At 66.9% G+C, this 13,937-nt stretch carries 13 protein-coding genes; 10 read left to right on the forward strand and 3 right to left on the reverse strand.

Features of this window, described 5'->3' with window-relative positions; all coding sequences use genetic code 11:
* The first annotated feature begins 135 nt into the window (after window positions 1–135).
* The 7 genes from ugpB to AC1RRP_RS03365 all read left to right on the forward strand — a co-directional run bounded on the left by ugpB (window position 136) and on the right by AC1RRP_RS03365 (window position 6,422).
* Window positions 136–1,446 (forward strand): sn-glycerol-3-phosphate ABC transporter substrate-binding protein UgpB, encoded by a 1,311-nt coding sequence (ugpB, locus tag AC1RRP_RS03335; RefSeq protein ID WP_493033186.1) that lies wholly within the window; start codon window positions 136–138, stop codon window positions 1,444–1,446.
* Between the two features lie 105 nt (window positions 1,447–1,551).
* Window positions 1,552–2,433: a sn-glycerol-3-phosphate ABC transporter permease UgpA gene (ugpA, locus tag AC1RRP_RS03340; RefSeq protein ID WP_493033188.1), complete on the forward strand. Its 882-nt coding sequence runs from the start codon at window positions 1,552–1,554 to the stop codon at window positions 2,431–2,433.
* A 1-nt stretch (window position 2,434) separates the two neighbouring features.
* The gene (gene ugpE, locus AC1RRP_RS03345; RefSeq protein WP_493033190.1) at window positions 2,435–3,289 is read left to right on the forward strand and encodes a sn-glycerol-3-phosphate ABC transporter permease UgpE; all 855 of its coding nucleotides are present in this window, start codon (window positions 2,435–2,437) and stop codon (window positions 3,287–3,289) included.
* Between the two features lie 12 nt (window positions 3,290–3,301).
* A complete protein-coding gene (locus tag AC1RRP_RS03350) occupies window positions 3,302–4,321 on the forward strand; it encodes a sn-glycerol-3-phosphate import ATP-binding protein UgpC (protein ID WP_493033192.1) in 1,020 nt (339 codons plus the stop codon).
* Window positions 4,318–5,121, forward strand: coding sequence for a glycerophosphodiester phosphodiesterase (ugpQ, locus tag AC1RRP_RS03355; protein ID WP_493033194.1), 804 nt, complete (start codon window positions 4,318–4,320; stop codon window positions 5,119–5,121). The genes AC1RRP_RS03350 and ugpQ overlap by 4 nt, the downstream gene beginning before the upstream one ends.
* 63 nt (window positions 5,122–5,184) lie before the next feature.
* On the forward strand, window positions 5,185–5,736 hold the full coding sequence (locus AC1RRP_RS03360) for a porin family protein (protein ID WP_493033196.1): 552 nt from the start codon (window positions 5,185–5,187) through the stop codon (window positions 5,734–5,736).
* Window positions 5,737–5,900: 164 nt separating this feature from the next.
* Entirely contained in the window at window positions 5,901–6,422 is a 522-nt protein-coding gene (locus AC1RRP_RS03365; protein ID WP_493033198.1) for a porin family protein, read from the forward strand.
* Between the two features lie 49 nt (window positions 6,423–6,471).
* Here the strand turns inward: AC1RRP_RS03365 and AC1RRP_RS03370 are convergent, their stop codons facing one another.
* Window positions 6,472–6,747 carry a hypothetical protein gene (locus AC1RRP_RS03370; RefSeq protein WP_493033200.1) on the reverse strand — a complete coding sequence of 92 codons (276 nt, stop codon included), beginning with the start codon at window positions 6,745–6,747 and terminating at the stop codon, window positions 6,472–6,474.
* Between the two features lie 68 nt (window positions 6,748–6,815).
* Between AC1RRP_RS03370 and hemA the strand changes: the two genes are divergently transcribed.
* From hemA to prmC, 3 genes are all read left to right on the forward strand, one after another.
* Window positions 6,816–8,075, forward strand: a complete 1,260-nt coding sequence (gene hemA / locus AC1RRP_RS03375; protein WP_493033202.1) for a glutamyl-tRNA reductase — start codon at window positions 6,816–6,818, stop codon at window positions 8,073–8,075.
* Window positions 8,076–8,232: 157 nt separating this feature from the next.
* Window positions 8,233–9,318: a peptide chain release factor 1 gene (gene prfA, locus AC1RRP_RS03380; protein WP_493033204.1), complete on the forward strand. Its 1,086-nt coding sequence runs from the start codon at window positions 8,233–8,235 to the stop codon at window positions 9,316–9,318.
* Window positions 9,319–9,381: 63 nt separating this feature from the next.
* A complete protein-coding gene (gene prmC / locus AC1RRP_RS03385) occupies window positions 9,382–10,203 on the forward strand; it encodes a peptide chain release factor N(5)-glutamine methyltransferase (protein ID WP_493033206.1) in 822 nt (273 codons plus the stop codon).
* Between the two features lie 7 nt (window positions 10,204–10,210).
* Here prmC and AC1RRP_RS03390 read toward each other — a convergent pair whose 3' ends face one another.
* Together AC1RRP_RS03390 and AC1RRP_RS03395 are read right to left on the reverse strand one after the other, a co-directional pair.
* Entirely contained in the window at window positions 10,211–10,597 is a 387-nt protein-coding gene (locus AC1RRP_RS03390) for a hypothetical protein (protein ID WP_493033208.1), read from the reverse strand.
* 65 nt (window positions 10,598–10,662) lie between these two features.
* The gene (locus tag AC1RRP_RS03395) at window positions 10,663–13,842 is read right to left on the reverse strand and encodes an error-prone DNA polymerase (protein ID WP_493033210.1); all 3,180 of its coding nucleotides are present in this window, start codon (window positions 13,840–13,842) and stop codon (window positions 10,663–10,665) included.
* Between the last annotated feature and the right edge of the window lie 95 nt (window positions 13,843–13,937).

Genomic DNA, 13,937 nt, shown 5'->3' on the forward strand with positions numbered 1-13,937 from the left:
AGCCCCGTGGACAAGCGCATTGGAGCCCTGCCCGCATCATGGAAACCCCGCATCCTGAGAGGACCGTAACCGAGGCTTAATGTGTTTGTCACATTGCCAGCCTAGGCTGGCGAGCTTGTCCACAAGGAGCCCCGCATGAAACTTTCCGTGAAACTGAGCGTCGCCGCCCTGTCGGCTCTGCTGCTCGCCCCGGCCCAGGCCCAGACCGAGATTCAGTGGTGGCACTCGATGGGTGGCGCCCTGGGTGAATGGGTCAATGACCTGGCCAAGGACTTCAACGCCAGCCAGAAGGATTACAAGATCGTGCCCACCTTCAAGGGCAGCTATGACGAATCCATGACGGCAGCCATCGCCGCCTACCGCGCCGGCAATGCGCCCCACGTTCTGCAGGTCTTCGAAGTGGGCACCGCCACCATGATGGCCAGCAAGGGTGCCATCGTTCCCGTGGCTGAGGTCATGAAAAAAGCCAACGTGAGCTTCAACCCCGACGCCTACGTGCCCGCGGTCGCCGGCTACTACACCGCCCCCAACGGCCAGATGCTGAGCTTCCCCTTCAACAGCTCCACCCCGGTCTTCCACTACAACAAGGATGCCTTCAAGGCCGCCGGCCTGGACGCCGAGAAGCCGCCGACCACATGGCCCGAAGTCGCCCTGGCCGCCGCCAAGCTCAAGGCCTCCGGCCACAAGTGCCCCTTCACCACCAGCTGGGTCAGCTGGACCCAGCTTGAGAGCTTTTCGGCCTGGCACAACGTGCTGTTCGCGACCAAGAACAACGGTTTCGGCGGCTTGGACACGCGCCTGGCCATCGACACACCCCTGCACCTGCGCCATATCGAGAACCTGGCCAATATGGCCAAGCAAGGGCTGTTCGTCTACAAGGGCCGCGGCAACGCCGCTGACGCCACCTTCGTCTCGGGCGAATGCGCCATGGCCACGGGCTCCTCGGCCCTGTACGGCAACGTGACGCGCAACGGCAAGTTCGGCTACGGCATCGGCACCCTGCCCTATTACCCGGACGTGCCCGGCGCGCCGCAGAACACGGTGATCGGCGGCGCCAGCCTCTGGGTCATGGCCGGCAAGAAGGCCGAGGAATACAAGGGCGTGGCCCTGTTCTTCGCCCACCTCTCCAAGCCCGAGATTGCCGCCGCCAGCCACCAGCGCACCGGCTACCTGCCTGTGACCAAGGCTTCGTTTGAGGTGACCGACAAGTCAGGTTTCTACAAAAAGAACCCCGGTACCGACGTCTCGGTCACGCAGATGATCCGCAAGACCACGGATAAGTCGCGCGGCGTACGCTTGGGCAACTTCGTGCAGATCCGCACCATCATCGACGAGGAATTCGAAGGTGTCTGGTCGGGCAAGAAGAGCGCCAAGGAAGCCCTGCAGACCATCACCAAGCGTGGCAACGAACAGCTGGAGCGTTTCCAGAAAGCGAACAAGGGCTGAGCAGGGCCCTGCCCAGCCTCTGGCTGTACTGACGGCACCCCCTCCCAACCCTCCCCCGCCAAGCGGGGGAGGGCTTTTTGATTTCGGTTAACGCACAATCTCGGCATGGAAAAACGGGTCCGATTCAAATCCTGGTGGCTGCCCTGGCTGCTGGTGGCGCCGCAGATGGCCATCGTGCTGGTCTTTTTCTTCTGGCCGGCTGCCCAGGCGCTGTACCAGAGCGTGCTGCAGCAGGATGCCTTTGGTACCTCGGTCGAATTCGTGGGGCTGGAGAATTTCGAACGCCTCTTCAACGACGAAAGCTACCTCGCTTCGTTCAAGACCACGGCCCTGTTCTCGGTACTCGTGGCCGTCAGCGGCCTGAGCATCGCACTGCTGCTGGCCGTCATGGCCAACCGTGTGGTGCGTGGTGCCATGGTCTACAAGACCCTGCTGATCTGGCCCTATGCTGTCGCCCCCGTGGTCGCTGGCGTGCTGTGGCTGCTGATGTTCGCCTCGCCCTACGGTGTGGTGGCCTATGCGCTCAAGGCCATGGGCGTGGAGTGGGACCATCTGCTCAACCCCGACCATGCCATGGCGCTGATCGTCATGGCCGCGGTCTGGAAGCAGATCTCCTACAACTTCCTCTTTTTCCTGGCCGGGCTGCAATCCATCCCGAAATCGCTGGTCGAGGCCTCCACCATCGATGGTGCCTCGCCCTGGCACCGTTTCTGGACCATCGTCTTCCCCCTGCTCTCGCCGACCACCTTCTTCCTGCTGGTGATCAACGTGGTCTACGCCTTCTTCGACACCTTCGCCATCGTGGACGCGGCCACCCACGGTGGCCCCGGCAAGGACACCGCCATCCTGGTCTACAAGGTCTATTACGACGGCTTCAAGGCCCTGGACATGGGCGGTTCGGCTGCGCAGTCGGTCATCCTCATGCTGATCGTCATCGCGCTGACCGTGATCCAGTTCCGCTTCGTCGAGAAGAAGGTTCAGTACTGAGATGATCGAACGACGCCCCTGGCTGAACGCCCTGGCCCACACCATCCTCGTCCTCGGCGTGCTGGTGGTGGTGTTCCCTGTGCTGGTCACCTTCATCGGTTCGACCCAGACGGCCGAACAGATCTCCACGAGCAACCCTCTGTCCCTGTGGCCCGGCGGCAATTTCATCGAGAGCTACAAGCTGGCCCTGTTTGGCGGCAAGACCTCGGGCGGCTCCACCATCGCCCCGGTGGCTCCGATGCTCTGGGTCAGCTTCGTGAGCGCCATGGTCATCGCGCTGGGCAAGATCGCCATCTCCCTGCTCTCGGCCTTTGCCATCGTCTACTTCCGCTTCCCGGCACGCGGCCTGGTGTTCTGGATGATCTTTGTCACGCTGATGCTGCCCGTGGAGGTGCGCATCGGTCCGACCTATGAGGTGGTGTCCGATCTGGGCATGCTCAACACCTACGCCGGCCTGACCATCCCGCTGATCGCCTCGGCCACGGCCACCTTTTTGTTCCGCCAGTTCTTCCTGACCGTTCCCGACGAACTTGTCGAGGCCGCGCGCATGGACGGCGCCGGGCCCATGCGCTTTTTCTGGGACGTGCTGCTGCCCCTGTCCAAGATCTCCATCGCAGCGCTCTTTGTGATCCAGTTCATCTACGGCTGGAACCAGTACCTCTGGCCCCTTCTGGTCACCACCAACGAGGACATGTACCCCGTGGTGCTGGGCATCAAGCGCGCCATCTTCGGCGAGGTCTATGTGGAATGGAACGTGGTCATGGCCACGGCCATCCTGGCCATGATCCCACCCGCGCTGGTCGTGATCCTCATGCAGAAATGGTTCGTCAAGGGCCTGGTCGACACGGAAAAATAAGAGACAGAAGTTATGGCATCCCTGACCCTCTCCAACGTCATCAAGCGCTACGGCCATGGCCCGAAGGCCAACCAGGTCATCCATGGCGTCAACGCCGACGTCACCGACGGCGAGTTCATCGTCATCGTCGGTCCCTCGGGCTGCGGCAAGTCCACCCTGCTGCGCATGGTGGCCGGGCTGGAAGAGATCAGCGGCGGCGAGATCCGCATCGGCCCGCGCGTGGTCAACGACCTGGAGCCGGCCGAACGCGACATCGCCATGGTGTTCCAGAACTATGCGCTCTACCCGCACATGAGCGTGTTCGACAACATGGCCTACGGCCTGAAGATCGCCAAGGTGCCCAAGGACGAGATCCGTGCACGCGTGGACAAGGCCGCGCGCATCCTGGAACTGGGCCCCTTCCTGGAGCGCAAACCGCGCGAGCTTTCGGGCGGCCAGCGCCAGCGGGTGGCCATGGGCCGCGCCATCGTGCGCCAGCCCCAGGTCTTCCTGTTCGACGAACCACTCTCCAACCTGGACGCCAAGCTGCGCGCCCAGACCCGCCTGGAGATCCAGAAGCTGCACCGCGAACTCGGCATCACCTCGCTCTTCGTCACGCACGACCAGGTCGAGGCCATGACGCTGGCCCAGCGCATGATCGTCATGAATGCCGGCCGGATGGAACAGTTCGGCACGCCCGAGGAGGTCTACCACCGCCCGGCCTCCACCTTCGTGGCCAGCTTCATCGGCGCACCGCCCATGAACCTGCTGTCCAGCGCTCCCCATGTGCAGCCTGGCACCATCCTGGGCATCCGCCCGGAGCATCTGGACATCGTGCCGCAAGCGGCCGCTCAAGGCTGGAGCGTGCAGGTCGAGGCCATCGAGATGCTGGGCGCCGAGCGTCTGGTCTACACACGGCTGGACAGCGAACAGATCATCGTGCGCGTCAACGAAGACCAGGGCTCGGTCCCCGCCATCGGCAGCACCCTGCACCTGCAGCCGCAGGCCGGGCGCCTGCACCGCTTCGACGAGGCCACGGGGAAGCGCCTGTGAGCCCGGCATCGGGCGCCTGGCTCTACCCGCGCTGGGTCGCACACCGCGGCGCCGGCAAGCTGGCCCCCGAGAACACCCTGGCCGCCTTCAGGCTCGGGCACGCGCACGGCTGGCGCATGTTCGAATGCGATGTGAAGCTCAGCGCCGACGGCGTGCCTTTTCTCCTGCACGACGCCACGCTGGAGCGCACCACCAAGGGCCAGGGCACGGCGGGCCAGTGGCCCTGGGCCGAGCTGGCCCGGCTGGACGCCGGCAGTTGGCTGGCGCCCGCCTATGCCGGCGAGCCGCTGCCCACGCTGCAGGCCATCGCAGGTTTCTGCCTGGACCACGACAGCCTGCTCAATATCGAGATCAAACCCACCCCCGGCACCGAGCGCCAGACCGGGGAGGTCGTGGCGCAGGCCGCGGCACAGTTGTGGCAAGGGGCAGCGGTACCGCCCTTGCTGAGTTCCTTCCAGCCCGAATCCCTGCTGGGCGCACAGGCTGCGGCCCCGGCACTACCGCGCGCCCTGCTGCTGGACAGCTTGTGGGAGGGCTGGCTGGACACCGCGCGCAGACTGGATTGCGTGGCCGTGGTCTGCAAATACACGTTATGGGACGCCGCCCTGCTGGCGCGCACGCGCGCAGCCGGCCTGCGCGGCCTGTGCTACACGGTGAACGACGCCAGCGCTGCGCAAGACCTGCTGGCGCTGGGCCTCGACGGCCTGATCACCGACCGTGTGGATTTCTTCGATCCCTCGCAGGCCGACAGCGTGGCCGTCAACCCGCACGCAGCCCGTGACGTTAAAAGAGGCACCTAGAATCACCCTGCGTCTCCCTTGCGGGAACGCACCGTTTTTTGCCTCAACTTTTCCGGGAGTCCCATGAAAAAAATCATCGCCGCCGCCCTGCTTTGCGCCGCCGTCGTCACGCCCGCCCTGGCGCAAAAGGAAAGCCACTGGTATCTCGCACTGGATGCCGGTACGCTGAAGATGCAGAACAGCAATTACGCCAACCCGGGCTCGCTCACCGTCTCGGGCGGTTACCGCTTCAACCGCAACTTTGCGCTTGAAGGCGGCCTGACCGGCTACGGCGACTCCACCCTGGTCTACAACAACGGCACCACCACGGCCGAACAGGGCGATGCGCGCTTCCTGGCGGTCGGCATCCTGCCGCTGTCGCAAAGCTTCGATCTGTTCGGCAAGGCCGGTATCGGTTTCCACACCGCAAAAGTCACGGGTACTGGCGCCTACGCCGGCACCTACAACAAGGAAACCACCACCAATGCCATCATCGGTTTTGGCGGCCAGTTCAACATCAACTCCCGGTTCGGCCTGCGCCTGCAGTACGAAGCCCTGGGCAAGTCCAAGAGCAGCCCGAGCGATCCGGGTGCCGACATCAGCCGCGTGTCCATCGGCGGCGTGCTCAACTTCTGAAGTCGCACCCCTTTCAAAAAAAGCCGGGCCCTGCCCGGCTTTTTTACGCCCAAGGCGAAAAGGGGCATAACACCTCGTTACAAGGCGTGGCCGCGGCCTTCCCATAATTCCGACCGCGTCCCCGCCACCCGGCGGGTCCTCCATTGCAACGACAGGTTCGCACCATGAAAAAAATCCTTGCCACGGCCTTGCTCTGCAGCGCCGCCATGGCCCCCGCCCTGGCCCAGAACGCGCGTTACTACGCCGCCGCCGCCTACGGCATCGTCAGCCTCAGCGGGCCGGGCTCCTATTCCAGCCCCGGCGCCCTGACGCTCTCCGGCGGTTACCACTACCTCGACAACCTTGACCTGGAAGCCGGCCTGACGATGATCGGCAGCGCCACAGCCGATGTGCCCGGCCCGGGGCGCGTGAGCATCAACCAGAACATCGTGAGCGCGGTGGCCGTGGGCAAGGTGCCGCTCAACAGCCAGGTCCACCTGTTCGGCAAAGCCGGCGTGGGCCTGCACGACGGCGAGGTGAACGGCCTGCCCGATGACCTGATCTACGGCTTTGGCACCCAGATCCGCTTCGACAGAGAATTCAGCATGCGTGTGCAGTACGAGAACCTGGGTCGGGTCAAGATCCCGTCGTCCAACAGCAAGGCCGACGTGACACGCCTGTCCGTCGGCGTCATCTACAACTTCTGAGCGCAGGGCACAAAAAAGCCGGGCTGGGCCCGGCTTCTCACGCGGTGGTTCAACGCCGCCAGCCCCGCGCCAGCAGCCACTGCGAACTGGCCACGGCCAGCACCAGCAGGGCATACGCCGTCATCTTGCCGTCGCGCCCCAGCCACCACAGGCTGGCCAGCAGCACACCCACCCCCACCGCAACGTTCACCAGCACCTGCCCCCACCAGGGCATGGCGGTCCTCTTCCTGAAAAGAGGCCAGGCCAGCAAGGGCAGCAGCACGGCCAGCGCGAAGGCCGGAGCGACGAAGTTGAGCAGGTGTAAGAGGATGTCTTGGAAGTTCATGGAACAGGCCGGCGCCGGTAAAAAATGGCGCAAACCATTGATGTATCTATAAATTTTATAATCCCGCCATGGCAGTCTGGGCTTTGGGCATCAATCACACGACCGCGCCGCTCGATCTGCGCGGCCGGTTTGCCTTTGCGCTCGACCAGCTCCCCCCCACCTTACACGGCCTGCGCGGTGCGCTCCCGCGCCCACCCGAGGCTGCCATCCTCTCCACCTGCAACCGCACCGAGATCTATTGCGCCAGCGAGCAGATGGAGCTGGCCCCCACGCTGGACTGGCTGGCCAAGAGCGGCGGCGTCTCGGCCGAGGAGCTGCGTTCGCACACCTACACGCTGCAGGGCAATGAAGCTGCCCGCCATGCCTTCCGCGTGGCCAGCGGCCTGGATTCCATGGTGCTGGGCGAACCGCAGATCCTGGGCCAGATGAAGGACGCCGTGCGCGTGGCCGAAGAAGCCGGCGCCCTGGGCACCACGCTCAACCAGCTCTTCCAGCGTTCCTTTGCCGTGGCCAAGGAAGTGCGCAGCTCCACCGAGATCGGCGCGCACTCCATCAGCATGGCGGCCGCTGCCGTGCGCCTGGCCGGAAATCTGTTCGAAGACCTGCAACAGGTGCGCATCCTCTTCGTCGGCGCTGGCGAGATGATCGAACTGGCGGCCACCCACTTCGCCGCCAAACATCCCAAGGCCATGGTGATCGCCAACCGCACGCTGGACCGCGGCGAAAAGCTGGCCAGCCGCTTTGGCGCCGAAACCATGCGCCTGGCAGACCTGCCCGAGCGCCTGCACGAATTCGACGCCGTCATCAGCTGCACCGCCAGTACCCTGCCGCTGATCGGCCTGGGTGCGGTGGAGCGCGCCCTCAAGCAACGCAAGCACCGCCCCATGTTCATGGTGGACTTGGCCGTGCCGCGCGACATCGAACCCGAAGTCAAGGGCCTCTCGGATGTCTACCTCTACACCGTGGACGACCTGGCCGCCGTGGTACAGACCGGCCAGGCCAACCGCCAGGCCGCGGTGGCCCAGGCCGAAGTCATCATCGATGCGGGCGTGCAGAGTTTCATGCACTGGATGGACCAGCGCAGCACCGTGCCGCTGATCCAGCAGCTCAACGCCCAGGCCGACGAGTGGCGCGCCGCCGAGATCGCCCGCGCGCGCAAGCTGCTGGCCCGGGGCGAGGACGTGGATGCCGTGCTCGAAGCCCTGTCCAAAGGGCTCACGCAGAAGATGCTGCACGGCGCCCTGGCCGAGCTGCATGCCGGCGACGCCGCCGCGCGCGAACGCGCCAGCGCGGCCATCCAGCACTTCTTCCTGCGCAAAGAGAAGTAATGGTGCCCCCACGTTCGCTCACTGCGTGTAGCTCTCTGCCCCCCGAGGGGGCCGCGCTTGCTTGGGGCGGCCCTGCGCTGCGCTAGCTGGCTTCACAGTCCGCACCATCGCTTGCCCACCCGGGCAAGCCCCTGTCGAAGCCCCTACCCGCCCCATCATGAAACCGTTTCTCCGGCAACAACTTGAACGCTACGCCCAGCGCCTGGAAGAACTCAACTTCCTGCTCTCGCGCGAGGACATCATGGCCGACATGGGCCAGTTCCTCGCGCTCTCGCGCGAGCACAACGAAGTCACGCAGATGGCCGGCCGTTACGCCCGCTACCAGCAGCGCGAAGCCGACCTGGCCGGCGCGCGCGAGATGCTGGCCGACCCCGATATGGCAGCCATGGCCCAGGAAGAAGTGGACGCAGCCAGCGCCGAGCTGACCCAGCTCGAAGACGAGCTGCAGCGCCTGCTGCTGCCCAAGGACCCGGACGACACGCGCAACGCCTTCATGGAAATCCGCGCCGGCACCGGCGGCGACGAATCGGCCCTGTTCGCCGGCGACCTGCTGCGGATGTACACGCGCTACTGCGAGCGCCGCGGCTGGAAGACCGAGCTCATCAGCGAATCACCCAGCGAGCTCGGCGGCTACAAGGAAGTGGTGCTGCGTATCACGGGTGACCACGTCTACGGCGACCTGCGCTTCGAATCCGGTGGCCACCGGGTGCAGCGCGTGCCCGCCACCGAGACCCAGGGCCGCATCCACACCAGCGCCTGCACCGTGGCCGTGCTGCCCGAACCCGACGAGACCCAGGCCGTGCAGATCAACCCATCCGACCTGCGCATCGACACCTACCGTGCCAGCGGTGCCGGCGGCCAGCACATCAACAAGACCGACTCGGCTGTGCGCATCACCCACATCCCCACCGGCATCGTGGCCGAGTGCCAGGACGACCGCAGCCAGCACCGCAACAAGGCCAAGGCCCTGCAGGTGCTCTCGGCCCGCATCCAGGAAAAGGACCGCAGCGAGCGCGCCGCCAAGGACGCCGCCCTGCGCAAAGGGCTCATCGGCAGCGGTGACCGCAGCGACCGCATCCGCACCTACAACTTCCCGCAGGGCCGCCTGACCGACCACCGCATCAACCTCACGCTCTACAAGCTCGACCGCATCATGGAAGGCGAACTGGACGACGTGGTGAGCGCCCTGCGCCATGCGCGCGAGGCCGAACAGCTGGCGGAGTTGGAAGTAGGCAACAACTGAGCGCCTGAATCCCCCCGGAATGGGCTTGCAGTCCTACAATGCAGCTACATTTTCAGTAGCACCATGCAGATCCAGCAAGCCCTCGCCGCCGCCTGCTCCGCCCTCGGGCTGGAGCGGCTGGATGCGCAGTTGCTGCTGCTGCACGCGCTGGGCCGCCCGCAGAACGACCGCGCCTGGCTGGTGGCGCACGACGGCGACGCGCTGGCCCCGGACGCGGAGATGCGCTACATCAACCTCACGCGCCGTCGTGCCGCCGGCACGCCCCTGGCCTACCTGACGGGCCAGCGCGAGTTCTACGGCCTGACGCTGCAGGTCGATGCGCGTGTGCTCGACCCGCGCCCCGACACCGAGACCCTGGTCGACTGGGCGCTCGAACACCTGGGCCCCCAGGGCTCGGTGGTGGACCTGGGCACGGGCAGCGGCGCCATCGCCCTGGCACTCAAGAGCCAGCGGCCCGGCGCCCGCGTCGAGGCCGTGGATGCCAGCCCCGAAGCCCTGGCCGTGGCCCAGGCCAATGCGCAGCGCCTCGGTCTGGCCGTGGCCTTCCATCTCGGCAGCTGGCTCGAAGGCCTGCAAGGGACGTTCGACCTCATCGTCTCCAACCCGCCCTACATCACCGAGGACGATCCGCACCTGGAGAAGCTGGGACACGAGCCGCGCCTGGCCCTTACCTCGGGCGCCGACGGCCTGGACGCCATCCGCGCCATCGTCGCGCAGGCACCGGCGCATCTGCAGCCCAGCGGCTGGCTGCTGCTGGAACATGGCTGGGAACAGGCCGAGGCCGTGCGCGCCCTGCTCACGCAGGCCGGCTTTGCGCAGGTGCAGTCGCGCCGCGACCTGGCGGGCATCGAACGCTGCAGCGGCGGCCAGTGGCCCGCCGGCTGAGCGCGCCTCAGTCCATCGGGCCCTCGGCCCAGTGCGCGTAGGCGAAGTTGCAGCGGAAGGGCCCTTGCACCACATGCCCGGTGCAGCGCAGCTCGAAGACCTGCCGGAAGGCGGCGTCGAGGGTACCCAGGCGGCGAGCCTGCTCATACAGCTGTTCGACGTCGACCAGGAGGCGCTCGCCCTTGTTCTCCACCTGCACCACGAGCCGGCGGCGCGCCTTGGCCAGGGCCATGTAGAACTCGGGGTGGGCGTCGGTGATGGCGCTGTCGTGCATGACGCGGTGCACCGCAAACTTTTCCTGCAGGCTGAGCTTGAATTTGTCTTCCGGGTCCAGGCTGTCCACCTCGTCCACCACCATGGCCCGGGCCACGTCGTTCACATGCGATGCATTCATAAAAGAGCTCCTCGGCGGGCGAGATAGTGGCGTCGTCGGCCATTTCAAGCCCGGCCGGCCCGCCCTCAGTGAAAATCCCGGCTCTGCGTCGCCAGCCGCCCCAGCAGCGGCGTCAGGTCTTCCAGGTGCCCCGCGATCAGGTGGCACACCGCGCCCTCGCGCTGCCAGGTGCCGTGCACGGCCAGCAGGCGCGCCGAGATCAGGGTCTCGCGCTGTTTGTCGCGCAGCGCCTTCCAGACGATGACCTGCACCGAACCGGTCTCGTCCTCCAGCGTCACGAAGACCACCCCCTTGGCCGTGCCCGGCTGCTGCCGGGCCACCACCAGGCCGCAGGCACGCGCGGGCCGGCCGTTGGGGCAGGCCTGCAGCTCGGCGGCCGTCTGCAGGCGGCGCTGGCCCAGCCGTTCGCGCAGCAGCGCCAGCGGATGGCGCCGCAGCGTGAGGCCCGTGGCCGCGTAGTCGAAGACGATCTCCTCGCCCTCGGGTGCGGGCGCCAGCGCCAGCGCTGCCTCGTGCACCGGTGCGCCGCGCAGCAGGGCCGGCGCGGCCTGCAGCGCCGACGCGTCCCACACCTGCTGGCGGCGGTGGCCGCTGAGGCTGAGCAGCGCATCGGCACTGGCCAGGGCCTTCAGGTCCAGCGCGTCCAGCCCTGCGCGCAGGGCCAGGTCTTCGGTGCTGCGGTAGGGCGCCACGGCACGCGTATCCACGATGCGCAAGGCGCTCGCCGCCTTCAGCCCGGCCACCAGGCGTAGGCCCAGGCGCACGGCGGGCTTGCCGTCTTCATCGGGCTCCAGTGTGCAGTCCCAGTCGCTGTGCAACACGTCGGCAGGCCGCACCGTCACGCCGTGGCGCTGCGCGTCCTGCACCAGCTGCGCGGGGCCGTAGAAACCCATGGGCAGGGAATTGAGCAGGCCGGCCAGGAAGGCCGCGTGCTCGTGGCACTTGAGCCAGGCGCTCGCATAGACCAGCAGCGCAAAACTGGCCGCATGGCTTTCAGGGAAACCGTATTCGCCAAAGCCCTCGATCTGCCGGAAGATGGCCTCGGCAAAAGCCAGCTCGTAGCCGCGCGCCGTCATGCCCTCAATCAGGCGGTCCCGGAACTTGTCCACGCCACCGCGGCGCTTCCAGGCCGCCATGGCGCGACGCAGCTGATCGGCCTCGCCCGGCGTGAAACCCGCGGCGATGATGGCGATCTGCATCACCTGCTCCTGAAAGATGGGCACGCCCAGCGTGCGCTCCAGCGCGGGGCGCAGCGCCTCCTTGGCCAGGGTCAGCGGCTCGCCGCGGCGCCGGGCTTCGCGCTGCGCCAGGAAGGGGTGCACCATGCCGCCCTGGATGGGCCCGGGCCGCACGATGGCCACCTCGATCACCAGATCATAGAAACAGCGCGGCTGCAGGCGCGGCAGCATGCTCATCTGCGCGCGGCTCTCGATCTGGAACACCCCCACCGTGTCGGCGCGGCAGATCATCTCGTAGGTGGCCGGGTCTTCGGCCGGGATGTCCTGCATGCGCATCCCCTGCCCGCGCCACTGGCCCACGAAGTCCAGCGTGCGGCGGATGGCGCTGAGCATGCCCAGGGCCAGCACGTCCACCTTCAACAGGCCCAGCGCGTCGATGTCGTCCTTGTCCCACTCGATGGTGGTGCGCCCCTCCATGGCCGCGGGCACCACGGGCACCGTGCGCGTGAGCTTGTCGCCCGTGAGCACGAAGCCGCCGCTGTGCTGCGAGAGGTGGCGCGGAAAGCGCAGCAGGGGCCGCGTGAGCTCGATCAGCAGGCGGATCTGCCGGCTGCCCGGGTCCAGCCCCAGTTCCTGCAGGCGCTCGGCGTTCACCTCGCGCCCGTCCCACCACTGGTGCGCCTTGGCCAGCGCGTCGATCAGCGCCTCGTCCATGTCCAGCGCCTTGCCCACGTCGCGAATGGCACCGCGCGCGTGGTAGGTGTGCACGGCCGCGGTGAGCGCGGCGCGGTCGCGCCCGTACTTCTTGTAAAGGTACTGGATCACTTCCTCGCGCCGCTGATGCTCGAAGTCCACGTCGATGTCCGGCGGCTCCGCGCGCTCGCGGCTGATGAAGCGCTCGAACAGCACGCTGGTGCGAGCCGGGTCCACTTCGGTCACGCCCAGGCAGTAGCAGACCACCGAGTTGGCCGCCGAGCCGCGGCCCTGGCAGAGGATCTTCTGGTCACGCGCAAACCGCACGATGTCGTAGACCGTGAGGAAGTATTTCTCGTAGTGCAGCTCGCTGATGAGGGCCAGCTCGTATTCGATCTGCTGCTGCACTTGCGCCGGCACGCCCTGCGGGTAACGCACCAGCGCGCCCTCCAGCGTGGCACAGCGCAGGTAAGAAGCCGGCGTCTCGCCCGCGGGCACCACCTCTTCGGGGTACTCGTACTTCAGTTCGTCCAGGCTGAAACTGCAGAGCTGCGCCACGCGCTGCGTCTCGGCCAGCAACTCGGGCGGGTAGAGCGCGGCCAGGCGCTGGCGCGAGCGCAGGTGTGCCTCGGCATTCGGCTGCAGCGCAAAACCGCACTCGGCCACCGGCCGGCCCAGGCGTATGGCCGTCATCACGTCCTGCAGCGGCTTGCGCGAACGCACATGCATGTGCACACCGCCCGCCGCCACCAGCGGCACACCCGCACCCTGCGCCGCCGTGCCCAGGCACTCCAGCCACAGCGCGTCGTCCAGCCGGTGCAGCAGCTCCACGGCCAGCCAGCAGGCTGCAAAGCGCAACCTCAGCCAGGCCAGGCGCGCGGCCAGTGCTGGCGCAAAGGCCGCGTCTTCGGGGCGCAGCGCTTGGCGGTTCGGCACCAGCAGGGCCAGCACCTCGCGGCTGTCGAAAGCCAGCGCATCCCAGTCCTGCGCGTGCACGCGGTAGCGGCGGTTGGCTTTCTTGTCCGGCTGCGCGCGCAGCTGGGTGATGAGTTCGCACAGCTCGCCGTAGCCCGCGCGGCTGCGCGCCAGCAGCACCAGGGTGAAACTCTCCTCCGCTCCCTCGGCCTCCACGCGCAGCTCGGTACCGATCAGCAGCTGCAGCCCCAGCTCTTGGGCCGCCCCAAACGCGCGCACCACCCCGGCCATGGAACATTCGTCCGTGATGGCCAGCGCCCTGTAGCCCAGCGCAAACGCACGCGCCACCAGCTCCTCCGGGCTCGAGGCCCCGCGCTGGAAGCTGAAGTTGCTCAGGCAATGCAGCTCGGCGTAGGCCGGCAACGCGGCCGAAGATGCAAGGGATTGGCTGGGGTTCATGGCGGGTCAGCCGGCGCAGGCAGGGAAAACGGCTCTGGTCAGACGCGGTCTTGCGGGCTATATTGGTGACGCTGTGGCCACGCCGGCCGGCTGCC

This window comes from Hylemonella sp. GW821-FHT12C09 (genome assembly GCF_058807395.1).

Coding starts and splice junctions, on each gene's coding strand:
- AC1RRP_RS03370 (WP_493033200.1), bottom strand. CDS start 6,747: ATGAACTTCCAAGACATCCTCTTACACCTGCTCAACTTCGTCGCTCCG.
- AC1RRP_RS03365 (WP_493033198.1), top strand. CDS start 5,901: ATGAAAAAAATCCTTGCCACGGCCTTGCTCTGCAGCGCCGCCATGGCC.
- prmC (WP_493033206.1), top strand. CDS start 9,382: ATGCAGATCCAGCAAGCCCTCGCCGCCGCCTGCTCCGCCCTCGGGCTG.
- hemA (WP_493033202.1), top strand. CDS start 6,816: ATGGCAGTCTGGGCTTTGGGCATCAATCACACGACCGCGCCGCTCGAT.
- ugpB (WP_493033186.1), top strand. CDS start 136: ATGAAACTTTCCGTGAAACTGAGCGTCGCCGCCCTGTCGGCTCTGCTG.
- prfA (WP_493033204.1), top strand. CDS start 8,233: ATGAAACCGTTTCTCCGGCAACAACTTGAACGCTACGCCCAGCGCCTG.
- ugpE (WP_493033190.1), top strand. CDS start 2,435: ATGATCGAACGACGCCCCTGGCTGAACGCCCTGGCCCACACCATCCTC.
- AC1RRP_RS03350 (WP_493033192.1), top strand. CDS start 3,302: ATGGCATCCCTGACCCTCTCCAACGTCATCAAGCGCTACGGCCATGGC.
- AC1RRP_RS03395 (WP_493033210.1), bottom strand. CDS start 13,842: ATGAACCCCAGCCAATCCCTTGCATCTTCGGCCGCGTTGCCGGCCTAC.
- ugpA (WP_493033188.1), top strand. CDS start 1,552: ATGGAAAAACGGGTCCGATTCAAATCCTGGTGGCTGCCCTGGCTGCTG.
- AC1RRP_RS03360 (WP_493033196.1), top strand. CDS start 5,185: ATGAAAAAAATCATCGCCGCCGCCCTGCTTTGCGCCGCCGTCGTCACG.
- AC1RRP_RS03390 (WP_493033208.1), bottom strand. CDS start 10,597: ATGAATGCATCGCATGTGAACGACGTGGCCCGGGCCATGGTGGTGGAC.